This is a genomic window from Herbiconiux sp. (assembly GCF_023264855.1).
Lineage (GTDB): Bacteria > Actinomycetota > Actinomycetes > Actinomycetales > Microbacteriaceae > Herbiconiux.
Genome location: NZ_JAHFUW010000041.1, coordinates 1 through 24,758 on the forward strand (window position 1 = coordinate 1; position 24,758 = coordinate 24,758).

Annotated in this window: 27 protein-coding genes; 12 read left to right on the forward strand and 15 right to left on the reverse strand. The window is 71.2% G+C overall.

Annotated elements, in window-relative coordinates; translation table 11 throughout:
* From Q0D75_RS15370 to Q0D75_RS15390, 5 genes are all read left to right on the forward strand, one after another.
* Positions 1–257 (forward strand): helix-turn-helix transcriptional regulator (locus Q0D75_RS15370; RefSeq protein WP_291055256.1); only part of this gene is annotated, 257 nt, incomplete at its 5' end.
* Positions 258–295: 38 nt separating this feature from the next.
* On the forward strand, positions 296–589 hold the full coding sequence (gene purS, locus Q0D75_RS15375; protein ID WP_291055259.1) for a phosphoribosylformylglycinamidine synthase subunit PurS: 294 nt from the start codon (positions 296–298) through the stop codon (positions 587–589).
* Positions 586–1,284, forward strand: a complete 699-nt coding sequence (purQ, locus tag Q0D75_RS15380) for a phosphoribosylformylglycinamidine synthase subunit PurQ (RefSeq protein ID WP_291055260.1) — start codon at positions 586–588, stop codon at positions 1,282–1,284. Before purS ends, purQ begins: the two co-directional genes overlap by 4 nt.
* Before the next feature lie 94 nt (positions 1,285–1,378).
* Entirely contained in the window at positions 1,379–2,035 is a 657-nt protein-coding gene (locus tag Q0D75_RS15385; RefSeq protein ID WP_291055263.1) for an Ig-like domain-containing protein, read from the forward strand.
* A gap of 21 nt (positions 2,036–2,056) precedes the next feature.
* Positions 2,057–2,572, forward strand: coding sequence for an O-acetyl-ADP-ribose deacetylase (locus Q0D75_RS15390; RefSeq protein WP_291055264.1), 516 nt, complete (start codon positions 2,057–2,059; stop codon positions 2,570–2,572).
* A gap of 54 nt (positions 2,573–2,626) precedes the next feature.
* Here the strand turns inward: Q0D75_RS15390 and Q0D75_RS15395 are convergent, their stop codons facing one another.
* Genes Q0D75_RS15395 through Q0D75_RS15425 form a run of 7 tightly spaced genes read right to left on the reverse strand, consistent with a single transcriptional unit; the run spans position 2,627 to position 9,887 of the window.
* Positions 2,627–3,652 carry a hypothetical protein gene (locus Q0D75_RS15395; RefSeq protein WP_291055267.1) on the reverse strand — a complete coding sequence of 342 codons (1,026 nt, stop codon included), beginning with the start codon at positions 3,650–3,652 and terminating at the stop codon, positions 2,627–2,629.
* A 10-nt stretch (positions 3,653–3,662) separates the two neighbouring features.
* Positions 3,663–4,775 carry an SIS domain-containing protein gene (locus tag Q0D75_RS15400; RefSeq protein WP_291055270.1) on the reverse strand — a complete coding sequence of 371 codons (1,113 nt, stop codon included), beginning with the start codon at positions 4,773–4,775 and terminating at the stop codon, positions 3,663–3,665.
* A complete protein-coding gene (locus Q0D75_RS15405) occupies positions 4,772–5,554 on the reverse strand; it encodes an ATP-binding cassette domain-containing protein (RefSeq protein ID WP_291055273.1) in 783 nt (260 codons plus the stop codon). The genes Q0D75_RS15400 and Q0D75_RS15405 overlap by 4 nt, the downstream gene beginning before the upstream one ends.
* A gap of 26 nt (positions 5,555–5,580) precedes the next feature.
* On the reverse strand, positions 5,581–6,795 hold the full coding sequence (locus tag Q0D75_RS15410) for an alanine racemase (protein WP_291055276.1): 1,215 nt from the start codon (positions 6,793–6,795) through the stop codon (positions 5,581–5,583).
* An 11-nt stretch (positions 6,796–6,806) separates the two neighbouring features.
* Complete coding sequence (locus Q0D75_RS15415) at positions 6,807–7,784, reverse strand: ABC transporter permease (protein WP_291055279.1); 978 nt, start codon at positions 7,782–7,784, stop codon at positions 6,807–6,809.
* Positions 7,781–8,764, reverse strand: a complete 984-nt coding sequence (locus Q0D75_RS15420; protein ID WP_291055281.1) for an ROK family protein — start codon at positions 8,762–8,764, stop codon at positions 7,781–7,783. The genes Q0D75_RS15415 and Q0D75_RS15420 overlap by 4 nt, the downstream gene beginning before the upstream one ends.
* Positions 8,765–8,768: 4 nt before the next feature.
* The gene (locus Q0D75_RS15425) at positions 8,769–9,887 is read right to left on the reverse strand and encodes a substrate-binding domain-containing protein (RefSeq protein WP_291055284.1); all 1,119 of its coding nucleotides are present in this window, start codon (positions 9,885–9,887) and stop codon (positions 8,769–8,771) included.
* A gap of 237 nt (positions 9,888–10,124) precedes the next feature.
* Here Q0D75_RS15425 and Q0D75_RS15430 point away from each other — a divergent pair, with 237 nt between their 5' ends.
* Positions 10,125–11,327, forward strand: coding sequence for an ROK family protein (locus Q0D75_RS15430; RefSeq protein WP_291055286.1), 1,203 nt, complete (start codon positions 10,125–10,127; stop codon positions 11,325–11,327).
* A 26-nt stretch (positions 11,328–11,353) separates the two neighbouring features.
* Here the strand turns inward: Q0D75_RS15430 and Q0D75_RS15435 are convergent, their stop codons facing one another.
* The 5 genes from Q0D75_RS15435 to Q0D75_RS15455 form a co-directional block, all read right to left on the reverse strand.
* Entirely contained in the window at positions 11,354–12,793 is a 1,440-nt protein-coding gene (locus Q0D75_RS15435) for an APC family permease (protein ID WP_291055290.1), read from the reverse strand.
* A gap of 49 nt (positions 12,794–12,842) precedes the next feature.
* On the reverse strand, positions 12,843–13,361 hold the full coding sequence (locus tag Q0D75_RS15440) for a DinB family protein (RefSeq protein WP_291055293.1): 519 nt from the start codon (positions 13,359–13,361) through the stop codon (positions 12,843–12,845).
* A 54-nt stretch (positions 13,362–13,415) separates the two neighbouring features.
* Complete coding sequence (locus Q0D75_RS15445) at positions 13,416–14,546, reverse strand: bifunctional glycosyltransferase family 2/GtrA family protein (protein WP_291055296.1); 1,131 nt, start codon at positions 14,544–14,546, stop codon at positions 13,416–13,418.
* Positions 14,543–15,598 (reverse strand): phosphodiester glycosidase family protein, encoded by a 1,056-nt coding sequence (locus Q0D75_RS15450; RefSeq protein ID WP_291055299.1) that lies wholly within the window; start codon positions 15,596–15,598, stop codon positions 14,543–14,545. Before Q0D75_RS15450 ends, Q0D75_RS15445 begins: the two co-directional genes overlap by 4 nt.
* A gap of 93 nt (positions 15,599–15,691) precedes the next feature.
* The gene (locus Q0D75_RS15455; protein ID WP_291055302.1) at positions 15,692–16,120 is read right to left on the reverse strand and encodes a VOC family protein; all 429 of its coding nucleotides are present in this window, start codon (positions 16,118–16,120) and stop codon (positions 15,692–15,694) included.
* A gap of 189 nt (positions 16,121–16,309) precedes the next feature.
* On the opposite strand from Q0D75_RS15455, the gene Q0D75_RS15460 reads away from it, so the two are divergent.
* Genes Q0D75_RS15460 through Q0D75_RS15470 form a run of 3 tightly spaced genes read left to right on the forward strand, consistent with a single transcriptional unit; the run spans position 16,310 to position 19,145 of the window.
* A complete protein-coding gene (locus Q0D75_RS15460; RefSeq protein ID WP_291055304.1) occupies positions 16,310–18,172 on the forward strand; it encodes a TIGR03767 family metallophosphoesterase in 1,863 nt (620 codons plus the stop codon).
* Entirely contained in the window at positions 18,169–18,555 is a 387-nt protein-coding gene (locus Q0D75_RS15465) for a hypothetical protein (protein WP_291055307.1), read from the forward strand. Before Q0D75_RS15460 ends, Q0D75_RS15465 begins: the two co-directional genes overlap by 4 nt.
* A complete protein-coding gene (locus Q0D75_RS15470; RefSeq protein ID WP_291055310.1) occupies positions 18,552–19,145 on the forward strand; it encodes a hypothetical protein in 594 nt (197 codons plus the stop codon). The genes Q0D75_RS15465 and Q0D75_RS15470 overlap by 4 nt, the downstream gene beginning before the upstream one ends.
* Here the strand turns inward: Q0D75_RS15470 and Q0D75_RS15475 are convergent.
* The 3 genes from Q0D75_RS15475 to Q0D75_RS15485 form a co-directional block, all read right to left on the reverse strand.
* Entirely contained in the window at positions 19,142–20,335 is a 1,194-nt protein-coding gene (locus tag Q0D75_RS15475) for a MarP family serine protease (protein WP_291055313.1), read from the reverse strand. The two genes, Q0D75_RS15470 and Q0D75_RS15475, sit on opposite strands and share 4 nt — an antisense overlap.
* A 77-nt stretch (positions 20,336–20,412) precedes the next feature.
* Entirely contained in the window at positions 20,413–20,916 is a 504-nt protein-coding gene (locus Q0D75_RS15480) for a VanZ family protein (RefSeq protein WP_291055316.1), read from the reverse strand.
* 265 nt (positions 20,917–21,181) lie between these two features.
* The gene (locus Q0D75_RS15485; protein ID WP_291055319.1) at positions 21,182–21,832 is read right to left on the reverse strand and encodes a DUF4232 domain-containing protein; all 651 of its coding nucleotides are present in this window, start codon (positions 21,830–21,832) and stop codon (positions 21,182–21,184) included.
* Between the two features lie 143 nt (positions 21,833–21,975).
* Here Q0D75_RS15485 and Q0D75_RS15490 point away from each other — a divergent pair, with 143 nt between their 5' ends.
* From Q0D75_RS15490 to Q0D75_RS15500, 3 genes are all read left to right on the forward strand, one after another.
* Positions 21,976–22,479 carry a glutathione peroxidase gene (locus tag Q0D75_RS15490; RefSeq protein ID WP_291055322.1) on the forward strand — a complete coding sequence of 168 codons (504 nt, stop codon included), beginning with the start codon at positions 21,976–21,978 and terminating at the stop codon, positions 22,477–22,479.
* The gene (locus tag Q0D75_RS15495) at positions 22,476–23,276 is read left to right on the forward strand and encodes a putative protein N(5)-glutamine methyltransferase (protein ID WP_291055326.1); all 801 of its coding nucleotides are present in this window, start codon (positions 22,476–22,478) and stop codon (positions 23,274–23,276) included. The genes Q0D75_RS15490 and Q0D75_RS15495 overlap by 4 nt, the downstream gene beginning before the upstream one ends.
* 187 nt (positions 23,277–23,463) lie before the next feature.
* Positions 23,464–24,684 (forward strand): EAL domain-containing protein, encoded by a 1,221-nt coding sequence (locus Q0D75_RS15500; protein WP_291055329.1) that lies wholly within the window; start codon positions 23,464–23,466, stop codon positions 24,682–24,684.
* Positions 24,685–24,758: the final 74 nt, after the last annotated feature.

Genomic DNA, 24,758 nt, shown 5'->3' on the forward strand with positions numbered 1-24,758 from the left:
TCACCGACGAGCTCACCGAGCGGGAGCACGAGGTCGCCCTGCTGGTGGCGCGGCACCTCAGCAACAAGCAGATCGCGCAGGCGCTGTTCCTCTCGGTGCGCACGGTGGAGTCGCACGTCTACTCGGCCCGCGGCAAGCTCGGCGCCCGCACCCGCCGCGAGCTCGGGCGGCTGGTCGGCGAGGCCGGCGACCCGGGCGGGGGCGCCGGGCCGGATGCGGGTGCCGGGCAGGGCGGGAGCTTCGGGACGGTAGACTGATCGGGTCTTCCCGTCCCCGTCCAAGCGCAGGAGCAGCCGTGCCGAAGATCGTCGTCGACGTCATGCCCAAAGCCGAACTTCTCGACCCGCAGGGCAAGGCGGTGGCCGGAGCCCTCGCCCGCCTCGGCGAAGCCGTCTTCACCGACGTGCGCGTCGGCAAGCGCTTCGAGCTCACCGTCGACGGCCCCGTCGACGAGGCGGTGCTCACCAGCGTGCGGCGCATCGCCGACGACCTGCTCTCCAACTCGGTGATCGAAGACGTGGTGAACATCACCGTGGTCGACGGCGCCGGCTCGCACAGCGCGGATGCGGCATCCGGAGCCCTGGCATGACGCGTGTCGGAGTCATCACCTTCCCGGGTTCGCTGGACGACCGCGACGCCCAGCGCGCGGTGCGCATCGCCGGCGCGGAAGCCGTGGCCCTCTGGCACGGCGACCACGATCTGCAGGGCGTCGACGCCGTGGTGCTGCCCGGCGGGTTCAGCTACGGCGACTACCTGCGCTGCGGCGCCATCGCCTCGCACTCGCCGATCATGCGCGAAGTGGTCGCGGCGGCCGAGCGCGGTGTGCCGGTGCTCGGCATCTGCAACGGCTTCCAGATGCTCACCGAGGCGAAACTGCTGCCCGGCGGATTGATCCGCAACGACCACGGCAGCTTCATCTGCCGCGACCAGGTGCTGCGGGTCGAGAACACCGCCACGGCGTGGACCTCGGCGTACGACCAGGGCCAGGAGATCACCATCCCGCTGAAGAACGGCGAGGGCGGCTACATCGCCTCGGCCGAGACGCTCGCGCGCCTCGAAGGCGAGGGCCAGGTGGTCTTCCGCTACGTGGGCGTGAACCCGAACGGCTCGCTCGACGACATCGCGGGAGTCACGAACGCGCGCGGCAACGTGGTGGGGCTCATGCCGCACCCCGAGCACGCGGTCGAGGCCGGCTTCGGCCCCGACACCGCCGCCGCGATGCGCTCGGGCGTCGACGGGCTGGCGATGTTCCGCTCGGCGATCAGCGCGCTGCTGGCCGTCTGAGTCGCGCCATAATTCGAGGTTTCTTCACTTAGCCGGCGTTTTCCGGTACGATCTTCCCGGGAACGGGCGATCCGCCTACTGGAAGAAGCCTTCGATGCACCGCTCTGCCCGCTCCCTGTCTCTGGCCGCCGCCGCCCTGCTCCCCCTGGCGGCGCTCACCGCCGTCGCCCCCGCCGCGTTCGCGGTCACCGGGCCGATCCAGCCGCCCGTGTGCAGCTACGCCGATTCGGATGACGGGCCGATGCAGACGGTGATCTCCGGTGTCAGCGCACACCTGCGCACCTTCTGCCATGGCACGACCGCACGGATGATTGCTACGGCCGCGCACGGAGACGTCAGTATCGCGAGCTCGGGCGCCCTGACCTACCGGTCCGACCCCACGTTCACCGGAGTCGACACGATCACCGTCACGGCGGTCATCACGCGCGTGAGCACCGGCCCCACCAGCACCTTCGACGTCACCGTCGCCGGGATGGCCGAGACGGTCGACGACGAGTTCACACTCGACAGCGCCGGCGTGCTCACCGACCGCAGCGTGCTCGAGAACGACGTGCTCTCGGGAGGACAGTGGCGCATCCAGGCCGGGGTCACGCCGCCCGCGCACGGAACCATGACGCTGGATCCCGCCACCGGCGCCCTCGAATACCGCCCGAGCGACGGGTACGTCGGCGACGACGGCTTCCTCTACCGTCTGAACGGCCCCGACGGAGCCACCTCGAACATCGCCAAGGTGACCTTCCACGTGCAGTAGCCGCAGCGTAGGGTCGGGCGCATGACGCACTCGCTGAGCGCCCGGCAGGGGGACATCACCACGGTCGAAGCCGACGCGATCGTGAACGCCGCCAACAGTTCGCTGCTCGGCGGCGGCGGGGTCGATGGTGCGATCCACCGGCGGGGCGGCCCGGCCATCCTCGCCGAGTGCCGGGAGGTGCGGCGCACGCGGTGCCCCGAGGGGATGCCCGCGGGCGACGCCGTGGCCACGACCGCGGGCGAGCTGCCCGCACGCTGGGTCATCCACACGGTCGGGCCGGTGTACTCCGCCCGCGAAGACCGCTCGGCGGTGCTGGCGTCGGCGTACAGCCGCTCGCTCGAGGTGGCGGCCGAGCTGGGCGCGGCATCCGTCGCCTTCCCCGCGGTGAGCGCCGGGGTCTACGGCTGGCCCGCGGCGAGCGCCGCCCGCATCGCGGTCGACACCGTGCGCGCCAGCCCCTACTCGGGAGACGTGGTCTTCGCGCTGTTCAGCGCGGAGATGCTCGCGGAGTTCGAGCGCGCCCTGGCCGCATCCTGACCCCAGCGCCTGCCACGGGCCGCCATCCGTCTACCGCCGGCTGAGGGGGCTCGGTCAGGTCGATGCCCCGAGCAGCCGGGCGGGGTTGGCCACGAGCATGGTGTCGCACTGCTCGTCGGTCACTCCCCGTTCCCGCAGCAGCGGGAGGAACGACTCGATGAGGTAGTTGTAGCCCTGCCGGCCGTGCGTGCCGGGATTCATCCAGACCTCCGCACCCGTGAGATCGGAGGCGAGGAACACGGAGTCGACGCGCCCGTCGGCCACGAGCGCCGCGACCATGTCGGCCCGCTTCGCGTCGGCGCGGTGGAACGCGTTCTTCACGAACGCCCCGTCGGCGGGATCGCGTTCCGGCGGGCCGACGAAGAACTCCCAGGTCTCCTTGCCGATCGTGTCGATCGCCACGGCGACGCCCCGGTCGGCCACCGAGCGCACGAAGTCGATGCTCAGCTGCGTGTCCAGGTGGCCGATCACCACACCGCCGAGCTCCGCGCCCTCGGATTCGAGGATGTCGATCTGTTCGTGCGCCATGGTGCCGTGGGTGGTGTGCGTCATGATGCCGAGACCGGTCTCGCGCGAGGCGCGGGCGCTCGCCCGCAGGCACTTCTCCTCGTGCGGTGTGATCTCGCCGAGGCTCGTGGCCTGCTCACCGAGCACACCGGCCCGCACCCCGGATGCTCCGATGCCGGTCGTCGCATCCGCCACGAAGCGCGCAGTGAGCTCGTCGAGGGTCGCCTCGAGGGCCCAGCGCGGCGAGTAGGACTCGAGGTAGACGGCGGTGCCCGAGACGATGTGCAGACCCGTCCGCTCCGCGATCTCGCGCAGCAGCACCGCGTTCGACCCGTCGTCGTCGCGGCCGACCACGCCGTAGGGGCTGATGTCGACGACCGTGCCCACACCCACGCCGGCCAGCGACGACAGGGCGCGTACTGCGAGGTCGACCTGATCGTCGGCCGCTCCTCCGCTGAGCCACGGGCCCGGTACGAGCGACAGCAGGTGCTCGTGCACCATCACGCGGCCGAGGGCGTCGGCCGGCACAGGGCCGAGCACGGTCTGGACGGTTGCGGCGGACTGATCGGACATGCGGGCCAACCTAGTGCGTTCTCGTGACCTTGTTGAGGCCGGCGGGCTGATCCGGGTTCAGCCCCCGCTCGAGGGCGAGCGCGAGCGCGAGCTGCTGCAGCGGCAGGATCTCGATCAGCGGGATGAGCTCGTCGGGCACTCCGGCCGGTGAACGGCCGTCCCCGTCGAGACCGGTCAGCGCGATGCGCGAGCGCACGGGCACCGACGCGTCGAGCCCGTTCTCGCCGATCACGATGAGCTCGGCGCCCAGGGCGGCGGCGGCCGCACCGAAGGTGGCGACGGATGCCCGCCCGCCCGGGCTCGCCGCGAGCACCACCACGGGCGTGCCGGCGACGACCTGCCCCAGGGGGCCGTGCGTCGCATCCGCCACGCTCCAGCCCGAGGCGGCGATGGCGTTGGTCTCCATGAGCTTGAGGGCGCCCTCCTTGGCCGACGACATCGAGTAGCCGCGGCCGACCACCAGGATGCGCTGCTCGTCGCGGAGCTCGGTCGCGAGTGCCCGGCACGGCTCCCACCCGTGCAGGATGGTGCTCTCGCCCGCGGCGGCGGCGGCCTCGACCGCTCGTGCGAGCTCGCCCCACTCCGCACCCTGCGCACGGGAGAGCACGAGGTACAGCGCGAGGAGCTCGGCCGTGTAGGTCTTCGTGGCGGCGACCGAGAGCTCAGGGCCCGCGGCGAGCGGCACGTGCACCTCGCTCAGGCCGGCGAGGGTGCTCGACTCGTCGTTGGTGAACGCGATCACGGCCACCCCGGCGGCCTGGGCCGAGCGCACGGTCTCGAGCAGGTCGGGCGACTCGCCCGACTGCGAGACGGCGAGCATCACCGAGCTCGGGTAGCTCAGCGTCACCCCGAACGCGCTCGCGGTGGCCGGGGTGGCCAGCATCGCCGGGATGAGCAGCAGGTTGTGGGCCAGGTACTGGCCGTACTGGGCGGCGTGGTCGCTCGAGCCCCGCGCCGCGAAGACGATCAGCTCCGGGTCTGTGCTGCGGATGAGCTCGGCGGCGGCGTCGACGGCCTCGCGCTGGAACGCGAGCAGATCGCGCCAGCGGGCGGGCTGCTCGGCGATCTCGGAGCGCAGGTGCTCGCCGGGGGCGGTGGCGGTGGTGGGGGCGGTGGGGTTCATGAGGTGAGTCCTGTGATCATGGCGACGAGTTCGTTGTGGCTGGTGTCGGCGAGCACGCGCGTGCCCACCTGGGTGCCGCGGCGCAGCACCGAGACGCGGTCGGCGATGCGGAACACCTGATCCATGTTGTGGCTCACGATCAGGATGGCCGCGCCCCGCGCCTTGAGCTTGAGGATGAGCTCCTCCACCTTCGCGGTCTCGGCCACACCGAGCGCGGCGGTCGGCTCGTCGAGCAGCACGAGGCTCGAGGCCCAGTGGGTGGCCCGGCAGATGGCGACGCCCTGGCGCTGCCCGCCCGAGAGGTCGCTCAGGGTGGCCTTGGCGGAGGGGATGCGCACGTCGAGCGCGTCGACGAGCTGCTGCGTCTCGGTCGCCATGCGCTTGCGGTCGAGGATCTTGAAGGGCCCCGTCGTGAGCTCCCGGCCCAGGAACATGTTCATGTACACGGGCTGGTCGACCACGAGCGCGAGGTCTTGGTAGACGACCTCGACCCCCTTCGCCCGGGCATCCGAGGCGTCGCGGAAGTTCGCCGGCTGCCCGTCGAGCCAGATCTCGCCCTCCGTCGGCTGGTAGAGCCCGGAGATGATCTTGATCAGGGTCGACTTGCCGGCGCCGTTGTCGCCCACGAGCGCCACGATCTCACCGGCCTGCACGTCGAGGTCGAACCGCTTGATGGCGACGACGCCGCCGAAGTTCTTGTGGATGCCCACGAGGCGCAGAGGGGTCTGGGCGGGCGACCCGGATGCCACCGGGTCGGGGAGTGCTGTTTCGCTCGGCATGGTGGATTCCAATCTGAGAGTGCGGGTCAGGAGTTCGGGAGGGTGAGAGGCGCCGAGCCGTCGGCGGCCCAGATCCCTTCCACCCGGTGGGCGCCCGTGCCGATGCCGGACACGGCGGCGGTGCTCGCGCGGGTCACGAACACCTGGGGGCGGAAGCCGAAGATCACGGTGTCGCCGACCGCCACGTCGGTGCGGCCGTGCAGCGGGATGGTGGCGTAGTAGTCGATCGCCTCGGGCGCCGGCATCTCCACGGGCAGCGCGTCGAGCTCGGCCACGTGCGCGGCGGATCCGTCGGCCGGCACGACGATCGCCGAGGTCGCGACGTCACCCAGCACGGGATCGACGTACAGACCGCCGCCGAACACGTAGGCGCGATCGTTCCAGAGGTGGGACACCTCGGAGACGTAGGCGATCGCGGGCTCCTCCACGAGGTCGGAGACCGCGTGGGCGGGAGTCGTGCCGGTGAGGCCGTGGCCCGGTTCCACCTGGGTGGCGCCGGCCTCGGCGAGCGCCTCGAGCACCGAGATCGAGGTGGTGCCGGGCGCGTTCACCTCGATGTCGATGCGGCCGGCCGTCTCGAGCAGGCGCACGGCCTCGGTGAGGGTCGACCGGTTCGGTGTCGCCCCCGCGGTGCCGCTCCCGGCGTCGAAGAGCGTGGCGGGGAAGGTGGTGATGCCGGCGAACCGCACGCCGGGGATGCCATCGACGAGGTCGGCCGCCGCCACGATCTGCTCGAGCGGGAAGCCGCCCTCGTGCCCCGTGTAGAACCGGTCGCCCTCCTGCACGACGCGCAGCAGCACATCCTGCACCCGGCCCCGGCGGAGCGCGGCGGCACCGGCCTCGCGGGCCTTGGTCTCGTTGAACACCGTCCAGTAGAGCGGTTCGAGCGCGGCGGCCGTGTCGGCCTCGTGCCGCGGGATCTGCACCAGGTGGCCGAGGTGGCCGATCCGCAGCCCACCGGAGGCCGCCGCGATGGCGCACTGCAGGTCGACGCCGACGGCGTGGGTGATTCCGGATGCGGCGAGCACCCGCGACACGTCGGGATTGCGGCCGAGCTGCTTGGTCATCGCGAACGGCCGGAGGCCGAGCCGGCCGGTCGCCTCCACGAAGGCGGTGGCGTTGCGGCCTACTGCGTCGAGGTCGATCGCGTAGGTGTTGGCCGGCAGCGCGCCCTCGCGGTGCAGGGCCGCGATGGCGTCGAGGAAGCCGGGATTGCGCCGGCGGAGGAGGTCGAGGAACATCGCGGGCCCTTCTAGCTGTTCTTCTTGCCGCGGAGCGAGAACGACACCGCGATGAGGATGATGGCGCCGCGCACGATCATCTGCTGCGACACGTTGAGGCCGGAGAGGATGAGCCCGTTGTTGATCATGCTCATCAGCAGGCTTCCGATCAGCGCGCCGATGACGGTGCCCTTGCCGCCGAAGAGGCTCGTTCCGCCCACGATCGCGGCCGCGATGACCGTCATCAGGTCGGTCTCGCCGAGCGTGTACCGCGCGCCTTGAAGGCGGCCGGCGTAGAGCAGGCCGGCGAGGGCCGCCGTCATGGCGCTGCCCACGAACACCATGAGCCGCACCCGGTTGACCTTGATGCCGCTCACCCGGGAGGCCGCCGCGCTGTTGCCCACGGCGAGCACGTGCGCTCCGTAGCGGCGCTGGCGCAGCAGGTGCCAGCCCACGAGAACGGCGGCGGCGGTCCACCACACCATGATCGGCAGGCCGAGCAGGTTGCCTCCGCCGAAGATCCAGACGAAGACCTTGTCGGTGACGGGCACCGACTGCAGGTCGGTGATCTGGCGGGCGAGACCGGCGACGAGCCCCATGGTGGCGAGCGTCACCAGGAATGAGGGCAGCCGCACCCAGGTGATGAAGATGCCGTTCACGAGTCCCACGACGGCGCCGATCGCGAGGCCGGCGAGGGCGGCGAGCCACCACTGGCCCGTGCCTTGCAGCACGACGCCGGCCGTGAGCGCCGAGAGCGCAACGGTGGAGCCGATCGAGAGGTCGATCTCGCCCGTGCTGAGCACGAAGACCATGCCGATCGCCATGATCGTGATCGGCGCGGCCTGGATGACGATGTTGGTGAGGTTGGTGGCGTTCAGGAAGTACTGCGTCTGGGTGACGGCGAAGAACACGAACACCAGCACGAAGCCGATGTAGACGACGTAGTTGCTCCACTTCACCGTGGCGAACCGGCCGAGAAGGCCCGGCTCGGTCTGGGTGGGAGTGCTCATCGGGAGAGACCTTTCTGCGCCGCGGCGGCGGCGTCGATGGCGATGGCGGCGGCGCCGATCACGGGGGCGAGCGGGCCGAGAAGGCTGGTGCGGACGGGGAGATCGGGCTGCCCGTAGCGGGCCAGCCAGGAGGTGATGCGCGGCACGAGATCCGGCCGGGAGCCGATCCCGCCGCCGAGGATCACCAGTTCGGGGTCGAGGACGGCCGTGACGGCCACGATGCCGGCGGCGAGCCAGCGCGCCTCGTCGTCGACGGCGAGGAGGGCGTGCTCGTCGCCGTCGGCGGCCCGAGCGAAGACCTCTTCGGGCGAGAGCGCCGAGCCCGCGCCGAGCAGGAACCGGCCGGAGACGGCGTCACCGGCGGTCACCTCCTCGAGCGCACCGCGCACGTGGTTCGCCGGGTCGAGCGGATCGGCCCCCAGCGGGAGGAAGCCGATCTCGCCCGCGGCGCCCTTGGCTCCCCGCAGCAGCACGCCGTTGGCGATGATGCCCATCCCGATGCCGGTGCCGACCGAGACGAACACGAAGTCCGAGTGCCCCCGCCCGAGCCCGGCGACCAGCTCGCCGACCGCCGAGACGTTGACGTCGTTCTCGATCACGACGGGGTGGCCGAGGAGTTCCCCGAGCCGGCCGGCGAACGGCGTGCCGCCGAGCGCCGTGAGGTTGGGGGCGAGGTCGAACGACGCACCCGTCGCATCCGGCACACCGGCGCCGCCGACCCCGGTGGCCGCGATCCTGTCGATCGCGACCCCGGCGGTGGCGCAGAGTTCGAGTACGAGGGCGTGGATCTGCTCGATCGCCTCGGAGCCGTCGCTGCTGGTGCGGATGCGCTTCTCGGCGAGCAGCTCGCCCGCGGTCGTGGCGATCCCGGCGTGGATCTTCGTTCCGCCGAGGTCGACCCCGATCACGTGGTCGCGCGACGGGATGCCGCCCGCCCGCCCGTCGTCGCGGCGCTCGGTGCGCTGTGTCGTGCTCGTCACCTGACTACTCGGCGCTGACGGGTGCCGCGGTGCCGTAGTCGAGCATCCAGCCCTCGTCGAGGTTGTCCTTGGTGACGGCGATGGGCTCGGAGGCGACGAGCTCGGGCGCCTGCTTGTCGAGAACACCGTAGGCCCCGGCGATCGCGAGACCCTTTCCGATGCCGATCGCGCCGTTGCCCACCATGCCGATCACGGGGCCGTCGGCCGCCATGTCGGCGGCCAGGGTGGCGTCGAGGTCGTTCGTCACGACCTTGACGTCGCTGCGCCCCGCATCGCGCAGCGCTGCGAGCACACCCTGGGCCGCGGTCGCCCACGGCACATAGATGCCCGTGATGTCGGGGTTGCGGGCGATCAGGGCCGCGGCGATCTCCTGGGTCTTCGCCTCGTCGGCGAAACCCTCCTCGGCGGCGATCTCGATGTCGGGGTAGAGGAACGACATCCAGGCCTTGAACGACTCGTCGCGCTGGTTCGTGAACCAGAAGTCGGCGTCGTGGTACATGTAGGCGATCTTGCCGCTGCCGCCCAGGGCGTCGCCGAGCAGCTCGGCGTTGATCTTGCCCGCCGCGGCGAGGTCTTCGGTGACGATCGACACGTACTGGTCGCCGGCCTTGTAGTCGGCGGGCGGCGTGGTCATGATCACGAGCTTGACTCCCGCATCGACCGCGGGCTGGAAGGTGGCGGCGGCCGAGACGGCGTCGACGGCCGTCGTGACGATGATGTCGGGGTTCAGGGCCAGCACGGTCTGCAGGTTGTTCGCCTGGGTGGCCGAGTCGAAGTTGGCCTGCGTGCTCGCCACGACCTCGATGCCCAGGTCGTCGAACTCGGCCGTCGCGCCTTCCTCCACGGCGGAGACGAACTCCGATGAGGTGTGCCAGACGAAGGCGGCCGTGAACTTGCCGTCCTTGACCGTGGTGGTCTCTTCATCCGTCAGCGACAGCTCGCTGAGCGCACCGGGGGTCTCCCCGCCGGGGCCGACGAATTCGAGGCTGGGCTCGGCCGCGGGGGTCGAGGGGGTGCTGCCGCCGTCGGCGGAACCGGAGCCCGCCGAGCAGCCGGTGAGAACCAGGGCGGAGGCGGCAGCGATGACCAGCAGTCGTGAGCCGGGTGAGATCGTGCGTTTCATTGGGGTGTCCTATCCACGTGAGCGTGCGGTCCGGTCGGAGGGCCCGTGGAGCTCAGGGGGCGCCGTCGTCTTCGACCTCGTTGACTTATTTTGATTTCATCGCGCAATCAAAGTCAAGACGCAGTTGTTACGATTGTGTTTCGCCCCGGAAAGACGGCACGGAAAGTCGCGGCGGCGGGATGCGATAGAACTCACCGTGAACTGAAATACTGTCGGGGCGAGGATCGAAGGGGCGGCATGGTGCAGGACATCCGGGAGCTGAACCGCTCCGCCGTGCTCACGGCGCTGATGATCCAGCGCCCCGCCACCCGCAAGCAGATCGCGGAGTCGACTGGGATCTCCGCCGCGACGGTGACGAGGGCGATCGACCAGCTGATCGTCGACGGCATCGTCTCGGAGGTCTCCGAGGTGGTCGTGGAGAAGCGCGGCCGGCGCGCCATCCTGCTCGATCTGGTGGCGGCGAGAGCCCTCGTCATCGGTGTCGACCTCGGAGCGTCGAGCACGCGCATCATCGCGAGCGACCTGCTCGCCACTCCCCTGGTGGCGATCGAGATCCCCACGCCCGCCGACCTCGGAGCGGCGGAACTCGCCCTGTGGCTGGCGGAGCAGGCGAAGGCGGCGATGGGCGACCGCTGGGACGCGGTCGCCGGAGTGAGTCTCGGCCTCCCCGGCGCGGTGAATCAGAGCGAGCGATCGGTGTCGAACGCCCCGAACCTCCGGCAGGTGGAGGATCCGGCGTTCTTGGCGGTGTGCGAACTGGCCCTCGGCCTTCCCCTGCACGCCGACAACGACGCCAACCTGGCACTGCTCGGCGAACTGCGCTTCGGCGCCGCGCGGCACACCCCGTACGCGGCGATGCTGAGCCTGGGCGCCGGTCTCGGAGTCGGCATCGCCATCGACGGGGCCATCCTGCGCGGCCGGCACGGCCTCGTCGGCGAGTTCGGCCAGATCCCGGTCGGCACGCGCGGTGAGCGCCTCGAGAGCTTCACCACCGGCCCGGCGCTGATGGCCCGGGCGGCAGCAGCAGGGGTGCGCCTGGAGTCGCCGGCCACGCTCTTCGCCGAGCCGGCGGCGGGAACGGATCCCGCGACCCGGCACGCGACGGCCGAGCTGCGGGCCGACTTCGACCGGGCCCTCGTGACCGCGCTCACCGCCATCGCGGTGTCGAGCGAACCCGAGACGATCGTGCTCGGCGGGGGCATCGCGAAGTCGCTGACCGCCGATCTCGGCGCCTATCAGGAGCGTCTCGAGCAGACCATCCGCATCGCCCCCACCCTCACGCGGGCGGAACTGGGAGACTTCTCCGGAGCCGCCGGCGGCCTCGTGGTCGCCCTCCACGCGATCTATCTCTCCCTGGGAGTCGACCCCGCCGCACTGGCGACTCTCCCCCAGTCCACCGCGCTGACCCCCGAGCGAATCCTCCAGATAGCCGCGACCTGAGCTCCGCGAGGGCTCGGGCGGGAGGGTCAGTCGCCCTTCTCCACCGCGCTGAGCGCCTGCGTGTCGAGGGCGGCGGGGCCACCGTAGCCGCGCGAGCGGCGGTGCAGGAACGTGATCACCCAGAGCACGAGGCCGAGCACCAGCAGGATGCCCGCGATCGTGTACTGCGCGGCCGGGCGACCCGAGGTCCACGGCAGCACGAGGGCGAGGCAGGCGACGGCCCCGATGATCGGCAGTGCCGTCGGCGTGCGGAAGTGCTTGTGATCCACGGTCTTGCGCCGCAGCACCAGCACGCACACGTTCACCACGGCGAACACCGCGAGCAGCAGCAGCGACGTGGTGCCGCCGAGCAGCACCGCGATCGGGTTCGCCGGGTCGATCGACACGTAGGCGGTGAGCCCCAGCGCGATCACGGTGGTGAACAGGATGGCGGCCCACGGCGTGCGCCGCTTGGGGAGCACCTTCGACAGGAACGGCGGCAGCACCCCCTGCTTGCTCATGCCGTAGAGGAGGCGGCTGGCCATCATCATGTTGATCAGCGCCGAGTTGGCCACGGCGAACAGCGAGATGAACGGGATGAGCGCCGAGATCGGGAAGTCGGGGGCCGCCGTCTGCACCACCGTCACCAGCGGGGTGTCGTTGCCGGCCAGCTCGCCGACGGGCACGATCGCCACCGAGACGATCGAGATGATCACGTACACCACGGCCGTGATGCCGAGCCCGGTGAGCATCGTGCGCGGGAAGATCTTCGTGGCGTCCTTGGTCTCCTCGGCCATGTTCACCGAGTCCTCGAAGCCCACCATCGCGAAGAAGGCGAGCGAGGTGGCGGTCGAGATGGCCAGGAACACGTTCTTGTCGTCGGGCGTCGCGAACGCGACCACCCGCGAGAAGTCGGCCTGCCCGCCGAAGATGGCGAAGAAGCTGATGAAGATCACCAGCAGCAGGCCGGAGAGCTCCACCAGGGTGAGCACCACGTTCAGCCCCACGCTCTCGGCCACGCCGCGCAGGTTCACCACCGCGATCAGCAGCATGAAGGCCAGCGCGATCACGAGGGCGAGACCCGGCCCCTTGCCGAGCCCGAAGCCGATCGCGAAGTTGCTCGCGAACGCGCCGGCCGCTGCCGAGGCCGAGGTGATGCCGGAGGACATCACGGTGAAGCAGATCAGGAAGGTGACGATGTGGATGCCGAAGGCCTTGTGCGCGTAGAGCGCGGCGCCGGCGGCCTGCGGATACTTCGTCACCAGCTCGAGGTACGAGCAGGCCGTGATGGTGGCCACCACGAAGGCGACCAGGAACGGCAGCCAGGCCGCCCCGCCCACCTCGGCCGCCACCTGGCCGGTGAGGGCGTAGATCCCGGTGCCCAGGATGTCGCCGATGATGAACAGCAGCAGGAGCTTGGGGCCCATCACCTTCTTGAGTTCTGGCTGCGTCTCCGAGGTACCGGTCGACGTCGACGTCGTGGTCATGAGCCCAGCATGGCCCCGAGCGGATGCGACGGCCACCCGGCCGCCCGGCTCACTCCCCCGTCGCCCCGTCGAGCAGCTCGCGCAGCACGTCGATGTGGCCGAGGTGGCGCGCGGTCTCCTCGGTGAGGTGCAGCAGGATCCAGCGCAGCGTGTACCGGCCGTCTTCGGCCACCGATCGGTCGTCGAGGTCGAACTGCGCGGCGACCTCCCGGGACTCGGCGCAGGCCGCCTCGTAGTCGCCGATGATCTCGGCCAGGCTGTCGTTCTCGGTGACCCGGAATTCGCCGTCGGGATCGTCTTCGCTCCACCGGGAGCGCACCAGGGTCTCTCCGGCCATGTCTTCTCGCATCCACGACCGCTCCACGTCGGCGAGATGCCGGATCAGCCCCGAGACCGTGGTGAGGCTCGGCAGCGGCCGGCGCGCCGCATCCGCATCGCTCAGCCCCGTGGCCTTGTAGACGATGGAGGCTCGCTGCCAGTCGAGGAATCCCTCGATGCTCGCCCGCTCGCCGCCGCGCTCGGGTGCCTGAAGCCGTTCGTCGGGGGGAAGCGCGCCGCTGCTGCTCATGCTCCGACGCTACTCCCACCCCCGCTCCCTCCGTCGAGAAGCCGCAAATGGCCCCTATGACCGACCCGTGGCGGCCATGTGCGACGTTTCGATGACGGCGGTGGCCGCGGGAGGGTTCGGGGCGGGGGCGGCGTGCGGGGTCGAGGGCTGCGCGCGGGCGAAGACGAGTCGGCGCTGGAGGAGGAAGCCGGCGACGGAGAGCAGGGTGTCGGTCGAGAGCTTGGCGGCGAGCAGCGGCATCCCGATGCCCGTGGCGAGGTCGAGCAGGCCGTAGCTCGCGCTCAGCAGCACCACGGCGAGAGCGGCGTACCGTAGCGCGTCGCGGGCGACCGGGCGTCGTCGGCGCGCCCGGAACACCAGCTGCCGGTTCACCACGAAGTTCACCGCGGCGCTCGCGAGCCGCGCGCCGACCACCGAGAGCAGCAGCGAACCGGTGGCCGAGAACAGCACCACGAGCAGGATCGCGTCGATCAGGAAGGCCGCCAGCGAAGAGGCCGCGTAGCGCAGGAAAGGCCGCATCACCAGCAGCGAGTCGCGCACCGGCCGGAAGTGCGACGACGCATTGTGGTCGAGGTACACCGTCTCGATCGGCAGCTCCCGGATGCCGTAGCCGGCCGCGCCGGCTCCGAGCAGCGCGTTGAGCTCGTACTCGAACCGCTCGCCCTTCACCTCGAGCAGCCAGGGCAGCATCCCGGGCGGGTACCCGCGGAGGCCCGTCTGGGTGTCACCGACCTCGAGGCCGCTGGCCATCCGGAAGCTGCCGCGTGCCACGGTGTTGCCCAGCCGGCTGCGCAGCGGCACCCGCCCGGTGAACCGCCGCCCGCCGATCACCATCACCGAGCCGGGCACTCCCTCGGGCACCGTGCCCGCCAGCTCGGCGGCCACGCGCAGGATGTCGGCGGTGCGGTGCTGGCCGTCGCTGTCGGCGCACACCACCACCTCGCCCGGATGCCGCTCGAGCACCTGCGCGAACCCCGTCTTGAGCGCGTGCCCCTTGCCCCGGTTCACGGCGTAGCCGATCACCTCGGCGCCGGCCGCGCGCACCACGTCGAACACCACGGCGTACTCGCTGCCGCTGCCGTCGTCGACCACGAGCACCGAGGCCTCCGGAGCGGCGGCGCGCAGCTCCCGCACCACGTCGACGAGCCGCGCATCCGGCTCGTACGCGGGGATGAGCACGATCACGAGCCCGCCGCCGATCCGCTCGCCGCGCCGTCCGTGGCGTCCGTCGCCGTCGCCGACTCGTCCTCGATGTAGAGGATGTCGGAGGTGCCGCGCTCCGTGCCGGTGCCCAGTGGATCGTTCACGAGCGATCCGTCGAAGTACATGGTGGACGATCCGCCGCCGTCGAGGTTGTAGGCGGTGGTGGCGCCGAGCGACTGCATGATCTCGGCGAGGCCCGTCATCGTGACGCCCGCGCTGTAGCCCGGGCTGCGGCCGTCGACCACCACGAACACCAGGTGGTTCGTGTCGATCACGCCCACGGCGGTGCGCGGCTGCTCGCCCTGGATGGAGTGGTTGCCGATGTTGGTGTCGACCTCGACGTCTTCGATGCCGTCGACGATCGTGCCGTCTTCCACGATCGCCGGGCCGAAGCTGAGGGTGTTCCAGACGCCGTCGGCAACCAACTGGTCGGCGGTCGTTGCCGTCTCGTCGTACACCTCGACGGTGCCGTCGCGATAGAAGGCCAGGCCTTCGCGGGCACCCTCGTCGCGGTAGACGACCCCGTTGCGGATGACGATCCCGGTGTCGCGGAAGCCGTAGTAGTCGCCGTTGATCGCGAAGATCGCGTTGTTGTCCTCCGCCGTGTCGGAGGTGGTCTCGGTGATGTTCTCGCCGAACGAGTTCTGGGCGAAGGCCGAGCGCAGCACGGTCGCATCCGTCAGCGTCACGTCGGCCACGTAGTAGGTGACGGTGTCGTCGCCGCTGCCCGTGGTGACGGTCGAGATCTGGATGCCGGCGTCGTCGGAGCTGTAGCTCGTGCCGCTCGTGACCACGCCGGTTCCGGATGCCGCGTCGGTGGCCGTCGCGCCGGTTCCGGATGCCGCGGCCGAGGCTCGCGCCGACTGCTCGGCCTCGTAGGCGTCGACGTCGGAGATCGCCACGTGCGCGATCACGTAGCGCTCGAGCGCCCACGTGGTGCCCACGCCGAGGGTGAGCGCCACGCCGAGCGCCGACGCGATGATGACGTTGCGGCGGCGGAACCACCGCCTCTTCCTGGTCTCTGTGTTTCGCATCCTCCCTTGCTACGCGCGCATCACAGGCGTGCGGTTCACGGGAGGTTGCCGAGCCCTATGACTTCCTATGCGCTCGCCATGAGCGCTCGAGCGCTACTCGGTGGGGCTGTCGGGCGTGCCGCCGCCGTTCACCATCCAGTTGATGCCGAACTTGTCGGTGAGCTGCCCGAAGTAGTCGCCCCAGGGCGCCTTCTCCATCGGCACGAAGATCGTGGCGCCCTCGGAGAGCCGGTCGAAGTAGCCGCGCAGTTCGTCGACGTCGTCGCCGCTCAGCGAGACCGTGATGTTGTTGCCGGGCGTGAGGTCCATCTTGGCCGGCACGTCGGAGATCATCAGCACGAGGCCGCCGTCGGTGACCAGCTGCGAATGCATCACGAGCCCCTCCTCGCCGGGCTCGACGGGCATCCCGAAATCGGCGAAGGTGCTGCGCGTGATGGTGCCGCCGAGCACCGACCGGTAGAAGTCACCGGCCTCGGCCGCCTGGCCGCGGAAATTGATGTACGGGTTCAGGTTCGTGGTCATGGCGGGCTCCTCCGGTCGATGATGAGCCCACGGTAACAGAGGATGTGGACGGTGTACACATGCCTCCGCGATTTGCCACTACCACCCCCGAAATGGGAGCCCGACCGCAGGGGATCCGCGCGATACGATCGCCTCATCGCGCCGCGGAACCACCCGCCCCGACGGCCCGGACACCCCAGAGGAATCGCCATGCCAGGTCTGTCGCGCCGCCAGTTCGTGACGCGGATCGGTGCACTCGCGGCCGCCTGGGGGCTGAGCCCCGCGCTGCTCGGCTCGGCCGTCTCGGCGCAGGCCGATCGGGCCGCGCGGCTGGGCTCCGGAGCGGGCGAGGCGGCGATTCAGGATGCCGCGGCCGGAGCATCCGGATCGGCGGGTTCGACCCTCGCCCGCACCGTGCTGCAGAGCGCCTCCGGCACCGGCGCGGGATCCGGCCGGTACCGCACTCTCGCCGAGGGGGCGGGCGAGCCGTACATCCCGAGGCTCGACGTTCTGCGCCGAACCCCGGGGGCCGGCCGCGCGGGCGCCCGCCGCTCCCTGCTCTACCTCGGCCATCTCTCCGACCTGCACGTGATCGACGCCCAGTCGCCCGGCCGGATCGAGCCGATGATCGTGCAAGACCACTCCGCCTGGGGATCGGCGTTCCACCCCCAGGATCCGCTCACCGTGCACGTCACCGCTGCCATGGTGAAGACCTTCGCCGACGTGCGGATCAGCCCGCTCACCGGCGCGCCGATGGGCGCGGCGATCGTCACCGGCGACAGCGCCGACATGCACTCCACCCACGAGCTGCGCTGGTACATCGACATCCTCGACGGCAAGCCGGTGCGGGCGAACAGCGGATCCCCGTCATCCTTCGACGGCGTGCAGGCCTGGCCGGAGGCGCAGTGGGCGTACCGGCCGGGCGACCCCGCCGGCGGCGACTTCGGCGACCACGGGTTCCCACGTCTGCCCGAGCTGTTGGCCCAGGCCATCGCCGAGCCCGTGCCCTCCGTGGGTCTGCCGGTGCCCTGGTACGCGGTCTACGGCAACCACGACACCCTCCTGCTCGGCACCTTCGGCCTCAGCTCGCAGCTGGGCGCCCTCGCCGTGGGCGCGCAGAAGTCGTACACGCTGGAGGCCACGGCCGGCGCGGCGCTCGCGGGTTACGCGGCGACCGCCAGTCCGTTCCAGCGGATGATCGACGCCCTCGGACTGCAGGGCGGCTTCCGCTCCGGTTTCCGGGACGTGCCCGCCGATCCGGCCCGCCACCTGTTCGAGCAGCGCGACTTCATGGCCGAGCACTTCGTGACCGAGCCGGCGCCGGGCCCGATCGGCCACGGCTTCACGCAGCACAACCTCGACAGCGGCGAGACCTGGTGGCAGGCCGACCTCACCCCCACGATCCGGGCCTTCGGACTGGACACCTGCAACCAGGTCGCCGGACCCGACGGCGCAGTTCCCGACGACCAGTTCCAGTGGCTGAAGGGCGAGCTGGAGAAGGCGCAGGCCGAGAAGAAGCTGGTGCTGATCTTCAGCCACCACAACAGCCTCACCCTGGAGAACCGCGCGCAACGGCCGGGCGAGAACCAGGTGCTGCACGGGGCGGAGGAGTTCATCGAGCTGCTGCTGGGCTACCCGGTGGTGATCGGCTGGCTGAACGGGCACACGCACCTGAACCAGATCCTCGCGCACACGGCGGGTTCCGGCGGCGGGTTCTGGGAGATCACGACCGCCTCCTGCATCGACTTCCCGCAGCAGCAGCAGGTCGTCGAAGTGGTCGACAACCAGGACGGCACGCTCTCGCTGTTCACCACGGTGCTCGACCACGCCTCGCCGATCGAGCCCGGCACATCCGGCGGCTATCTCGACCTGGCATCCCGCAGCCGCGAGCTGGCCGCCAACGACTGGGCCGAGACACCGCTGATGCGCCGCGGATCGCCGCTGGACCGCAACACCGAACTGCTGCTGCCGGCTCCCTTCGACCTCTCCGTCGTCACCCCGGCGATGCTCGAGGCGCAGCACACCACCGAGCGGGCGCGGCTGGTGGCGTACGAGAACCGGGTCGCCTCATGAGGAGGATCGCCGCCGTGCCGCTGACGGTGGCCCTGGCCACCGCGCTCGCCGGCGCCCTGAGCGGATGCTCGCAGATCGACGCCCTGGCCCCGGTGGGCGGCGACACCCTCGCCGAGGTGCGCTTCGCGGCGAACGACGTGCTCGTCGCCTCGGGGGTCGAGGTGCTGACGGCCCCGGTCTGCGTGGCGAGCACCACGGCGATCACCTGCGAGGGCGCCACGGCCGAGGAAGCCGCGATCCTGGTGAAGACCACGTCGGCGGACGAGACATCGCTCGAGGTGACCGTGGGCGGGACGACGCTCTACTCCGGATCGCTGCAGGACGTGCTCGACGACGCCGCGACGGCCGGCACCTCCCCTGCCACCTCGGAGCCGAGCCCGTGAGCGGCCGGCAGGCGGCGGGAACCGTGGCGGCGGCCGTACTCGCGAACGCCGCCGTGCAGACGCTGCTGCTGATCGGCGACCCGGTGCCGGCCGTCGACGCCTGGTTCGCCGTGGCGCTCGCGCTCTCGATCACGGCGCTCGTGGTCGCCGTCGCGGGCGTGACCGCGGGCGTCTCCGGCACCGGGCGCGGTCACCTGCGCGCCTGGCCGCGCGTCGGGCTGCTCGGCTGGGCGCTGGTGCTCACGGTGGTGACGGCGGCATCCGCGGTGCTCTCCCCGCCGCTCGCGCTGGTTCCGCTGCTGGCCGCCGTCGTTCTGCTGCCCGCCGCGGCGGTGGCTCCTGGAGTCGGCGCCGCATTCCGGCTCGCCGCGCGGGTGTTCCGGCGAGCGCCCGTGCGCGCCGCGTTCACGCTGCTCGGCGCCGTCGTTCTGCTGGGCCTGGCCTGGCTCGCGGCCTTGCTGCTCGGCTTCTTCGTCACCGGCTGGCCGGCTTCGCTGGCCACCTGGATCGTGTTCGGCGCCCTCGGCGCGCTGCTGCTGCACCTCGGCGCCCGGCTGGTGCACCGGGCCGGAGCGCTCGCGACCGCCTAGCCCGTGCAGGCTCCGGATGCCACCGGCGTGGTGGACCCGGCCGCTGCGAGCACCGGCGCGATCTCGTCGAGCGTCATGGCGTAGCCGGTCTCGGAGTCGATGGTCGAGCGGGCGAAGACCACTCCCACGACCTGGCCGTCCGCGTCGAACAGCGGCCCGCCGGAGTTCCCGGGGCGCACGGTCGAGCGCAGGGAGTAGATCTCGCGGGTCACCGCATCCTGTTCATAGATGTCACGGCCCACCGCATCGACCACCTCGCGCACCCGCGAGGGCACCACCGTGTAGGCGCCGTTCTCGGGGAAGCCGGCCACGACCGCCGAGTCGCCCGAGGCGAGCTCGGTGCCGAGCGGCAACGGGTCGAGCCCGAGATCCGGAACGTCGAGCACAGCCAGATCGCGATCCGGATCGAAGACCACGAGCGTCGCCTCGAGCAACTCGCCCACTCCGCTCGGCTGCACGTAGAGCTGCTCGGATCCGGCCACGACGTGCGCGTTGGTGACGACGCGGTCGCCGGCCACCACCCAGCCGCTGCCCTCGGCGTCGGATCCGCAGCCCGGGGCGGAGGAGAGGATGCGCACGACGCCGTCGGCGGCCGCGTTCACGGCGGCGGGCACGTTCGGGTCGGGTTCGGCCGCCCCCTGGATGGTCTCGGAGCCGAACGCGAACACCTCGGGGAACCCGGAGTCGTCGAGCGTGTCGCCGATCGCGGCGAGCGCGGTGGAGGAGGGGATCGGCGAGAGGCTGTTCAGCGTCGACACCACGCGGGAGGATGCCACGAGCTGGGTCACCGGCATCAGCCCGGTGGTCTGCAGGAAGCCGGCCAGCAGCCACACCACCACGCCCCAGGTGACGAGCCCGAGCACGGCGCCGCCGAGCGAATCGATGCCGCGCCCGATCCGGACCACGCCGATCACCCGCCGCAGCAGCCGCGCCACGACGCTGAGCAGGGCGATCGCGAGCGACATGCACAGCAGCAGCACGACCCCCGCGGCGACCGCCCGCTGAATCGGGTCGGCCCAGCCGAGCCCCGCCAGCCAGCTCACGATCGGCGGCGCCACGGCCGTGGCCAGCCACGCCCCCGCCACGATCCCCACGAGCGACGCCGCGGTCACCAGGGCGCCGCGCCGCCAGCCGCCGAGCACGGCCAGCAGGGCGATCACGATCAGCACGATGTCGACGACGATCTCCATAGACCGCCCAGGCTAGCCGCCGCGCATTTCGCCCGGCTGGGAAAGGCCGGGACGGCCGCCGCCTGCCGCCTGCCGCCTCAGTAGCGGGGCACGACCCGGCGAGTCGCACCGGCTCGGCCCGCGATGTGCTGGAGGCCGCGCGCGACCGCCCAGCCCAGGCAGGCTCCCGCGGTGTTCGTGATGACGTCGTTGATGTCGGCCGTGCGGCCGAGGTCGGTGAGGTACTGCGTCGTCTCGATGACGAGGGTGAGCGCGAGGGCCAGCGCGAACACGCTGCGTAACCGTATGCCGGTGAGGGCCAGCAGCAGGCCCAGCGGCACGAACACGATGACGTTCAGCACGGCGTCGAGAGCGGATGCGGGCCCGTCGACGATCAGCGGAACCAGGTTCAGCCGCACCCCCAGCCCGGTGCCCGGCCGCAGTGTCATGAACAGCACCGCGGCCGCCCAGAGGAGCGCGAGGGGCACGATCGCCCGCGCCCGGGCGGGCCGCGGATCGAACGCCCGCACCACGGCCACCACCACGAGCGTGCCGAGCACCCCCGCGAACAGGAGGTTGAGCAGCAGCGTGAAGGAGATCATGGTCCCCTCAGCCTGCCAGGACCTCCCGCGCACACCCTGAGCGCGGCCAGTGCCCCGCCTATGAGCGCCCCCTCCCCACCGACGACCCAAAGTCTCAGGCCGTACTCGCTGACCCAGGGTGAGCGTGTGGCCGAGGGATGCGACCGAAGGCCGCGTCCCTCGACCGCGCGCTCACATGTCGCGGCTCGCCGGGCAGGGACCGGCGAGCCCCGGGAGCGACGAGCGAAGCCCGGCGCCCCCGGCAGAATACCCACCACCACACCCCTCAGTTCTGCTGCACGGCTCCGATCTTCAGCAGCTCGGTGCCCGTGTTCGTGCAGGCCGTGTAGTCGGTGGTGGGCACGAAGATCGCGCCCGAGTCGTTCGGCGGGAAGACGCGGAAGCCGTTGGCCGCCGAGGTGTCGCAGTCCGGGAAGTTCTCGGCGACCTCGACGGTGAGCGGCGCCTGCAGCGAGTCTCCGGTGGCCAGGTCGAACGAGGCGACGGCGCTCGTGCTGTCGGGCACGGCCGCCGCGCCCAGCTGGGTACCGTTGTCGTCGCCGACGAACGCCACCTGCGGGAATCCCTGCATCGTGCATTCGGCACCGGTGTTGGTGAAAATCAGCGGCACCTGTGTCGAGCCCGCGGCGCCGCCGGCCTCTCCGAGGGTCACGGTGAGCTGGCCGGCGGGACACGCGGCGAGCGGGACGGCGGTCGGCGTCGGGGTGGGAGTCGCCGTCTGCGTGACGGTCACGGTCGGCGCAGGCGTGCTCGCGGCATCCGGACTCCGGCCGCCGAGCGCGCTCACGATGCCCCAGACGACCGCACCGATGAGGGCGAGGGCGGCGATGATCGCCAGCACGATGAAGCCGGTGCGCCACGGGTTAGCCGGCCGGGCCCCGCCCGCACCCGCCGGACCGGTGCTGTAGTGCGCCATCGCGAACCCCCGACCTCGCCGGAGCCCGTCACGACCACCTCCGGATGCTGCCAGTAAAGCAGGAGATCGCCAGGAACGCAGGCGAACACGAGCGTAGAGTTCTGGCGTGCCGCGACCCAGAACGCGGCGAGAAGGACGTGACCGTGACCGCGACTCCCACCCCCACTCCGGCTCTGGAGCAGATTCCCCTCACCACCATCGACGGCGGCACCTCGACGCTCGCCGACTACGCCCCCGTGAAGCTGATCGTGAACGTGGCATCGCGCTGCGGGCTGGCCCCGCAGTACGAGAAGCTCGAAGAGCTGCAGAAGACCTACGGCGACCGCGGGTTTACGGTGCTCGGCTTTCCGAGCAACCAGTTCCTGCAGGAGCTCTCCGACACCGACAAGATCAAGGAGTACTGCTCCCTCACCTGGGGAGTCACCTTCCCGATGTTCGACCGCATCAAGGTGAACGGGCGCTCGGCGCATCCGCTCTACCAGGAGCTCACCAAGGCTCCGGATTCCGCCGGCAAGGCCGGGCGCGTCAAGTGGAACTTCGAGAAGTTCGTGGTGACCCCGGATGGCGCGGTGCACCGTTTCCGGCCGACCGTGCAGCCCGACGACCCCGAGATCGTCGCGCTGATCGAGGCCTCGCTGCCGGCGTGACCTCGGCCGACGACGTGCCGGCCGACGGCGTGGTGCCCGACGACCTGGTCACGCGGCTGCGCGCCGCGGGCTGCGTGTTCGCCGAAGACGAGGCCGCCCTGCTGGTCGAGGCCTCGGCCGGCGACGGGGGCGAACTCGAGCGGATGCTCGCCCGGCGCGTCGCGGGCGATCCGCTCGAGCACATCCTGGGCTGGGCGGAATTCCGGGGGCTGCGGATCGCCGTCGGCCCCGGGGTCTTCGTCCCCCGGCAGCGCACGGGCTTCCTCGTCGAAACCGCCTTGCGCGACCTGCCGGCGAAGGCCGTGGTGCTCGACCTCTGCTGCGGATCCGGAGCCGTCGGCGCGGCCATCGCCGCCGAGGCGCCGGGGTGCATGGTCTATGCAGCGGAGCTCGACCCGGCCGCCGTCGCGAGCGCCCGCCGGAATCTGCCGCCGGAGCGCGTCTTCGAAGGCGATCTCTATGCCGCCCTGCCGAGCGCGCTGACCGGGCGCGTCGACGCTCTCGTGGTGAACGCCCCCTATGTGCCCACGGAGGCGATCGCCACGATGCCGCCCGAGGCCCGTCTGCACGAGGCGCGGCTGGCGCTCGACGGCGGGCACGACGGACTCGACGTGCAACGCCGCGTGGTCTCCGGCGCCATCGAGTGGCTCGCGCCGGGAGGCCGGCTGCTGATCGAGACGAGCGAACACCAGGCCCCGCTCACGGCGGCGCTCTTCGAGGCCGCGGGTCTGCATCCGCAGATCGCCCGCTCAGAAGACCTCGACGCCACGGTGGTCACCGGCTCGCGTCAGGTATGACCGGGGTGTTAGCCCTTGTAGGGCGCCTTGATCATGGCGACGACCGCCATCACACCGAGAACGCCGACGACCGCCGAGAACAGTCCGACGGCACCGAGCAGCACTTCTGCCATGAGGTCTCCCCACAATTCGAGTCGCTCCACCCTACCAAGTCCCCCGGGCGACACATGTGGGACAAGATGGCGGCATGACCCTGTCGCCGCACCGAGACATCACACTCGTCGGGACCCTCTTCCAGCCGATCGTCGACATCGCCACCGGTCGCGTGGTCGCGCACGAGGCGCTGTCGCGGTTCGCGGACGGCACGGGCGCGGTCGCCCCCGACCTCGCGCTGCAGCAGGCCTACGAGGCCGGCTCCATCGAAGACGTCGATGCCGAGTGCATCGGCCGGGCCGTCGCCGCCGCCGGGGTGATGGGCGGGCGCCGCGCCCACGACCTGTTCGTCAACGTCGAGCCCCCGACGCTCTGGCGCGAGAACCTCCCCTCCGGCCTCACGAGCGGGTTGCCCCTCACGGTGGAGATCACCGAACGCGCTCTCGGGCGCGACACCGGGCGGTTGCTCGCGGCCATCCGGCGACTGCGCGATCTGGGCCACGCGATCGCGGTCGACGATCTCGGTGCCGAACCGGCGACCCTGGCGCTTCTGCCGCTGATCGCCCCCGACGTCATCAAGCTCGACATGGGCCTGATCCGCCAGCAGCCCGACCAGAACGTGGCCAGGATCATGACGGCGGTCGCCGACTACGCCGCCCACTCCGACACCTTCGTGCTCGCCGAAGGCATCGAGAACGACCGCCACGAAGTCATGGCGCAGGCTCTCGGTGCGACCTTGGGGCAGGGCTGGCACTACGGCAGGCCGGGCTCCGCGGAAGACGCGGCCGCGGCCGAGAACACCGTCGAGGCCCGAACGGACTTCCGCGCTCGCGTCGCCCGTTCGGCCTCGGCGGCCACACCCGCCGCAGGCACGCCGTTCGAGATCGTCAGCGCCGCCGTCGAGCCCCGGCGAGGCGGCCGGGAACTGCTGGTGCAGGTGAGCAAGTTCCTCGAGGAGCGGGCTCGGGCCGGTGGAGACAGCGCGGTCGTGCTCGCGACCTTCCAGCACGACTCGAACGTCACTCCCGCCACGGCCAGCCGTTACCAGCGCCTCGCCGACAGCGGCTGCCTCCTCACCGTCTACACCGTGGGGGCCGCCTCAGCCCTTCCGGCGGAAAGCCACAGCAAGGTCATCGCGGCCGACGATCCGCTCGCCAGGGAATGGGACGTGATCGTCTTCACGGCCGATCATGCCGCCGCCCTCACCGCGCGCGAGATCGACGCGTCCCGGCACGCCGAGGGGTTCTACGACTTCGTGCTCACCACCGACCGCACCCTCGTCACCCAGGCGGCGCGGGCACTCCTGGCCCGCTGACCGCCCTGCGGAAGATTGCGCGCCTGTTTCGGATGCCTGTCGATGTTCCGCAGAATCTGGGCGCGCGCGGGGCG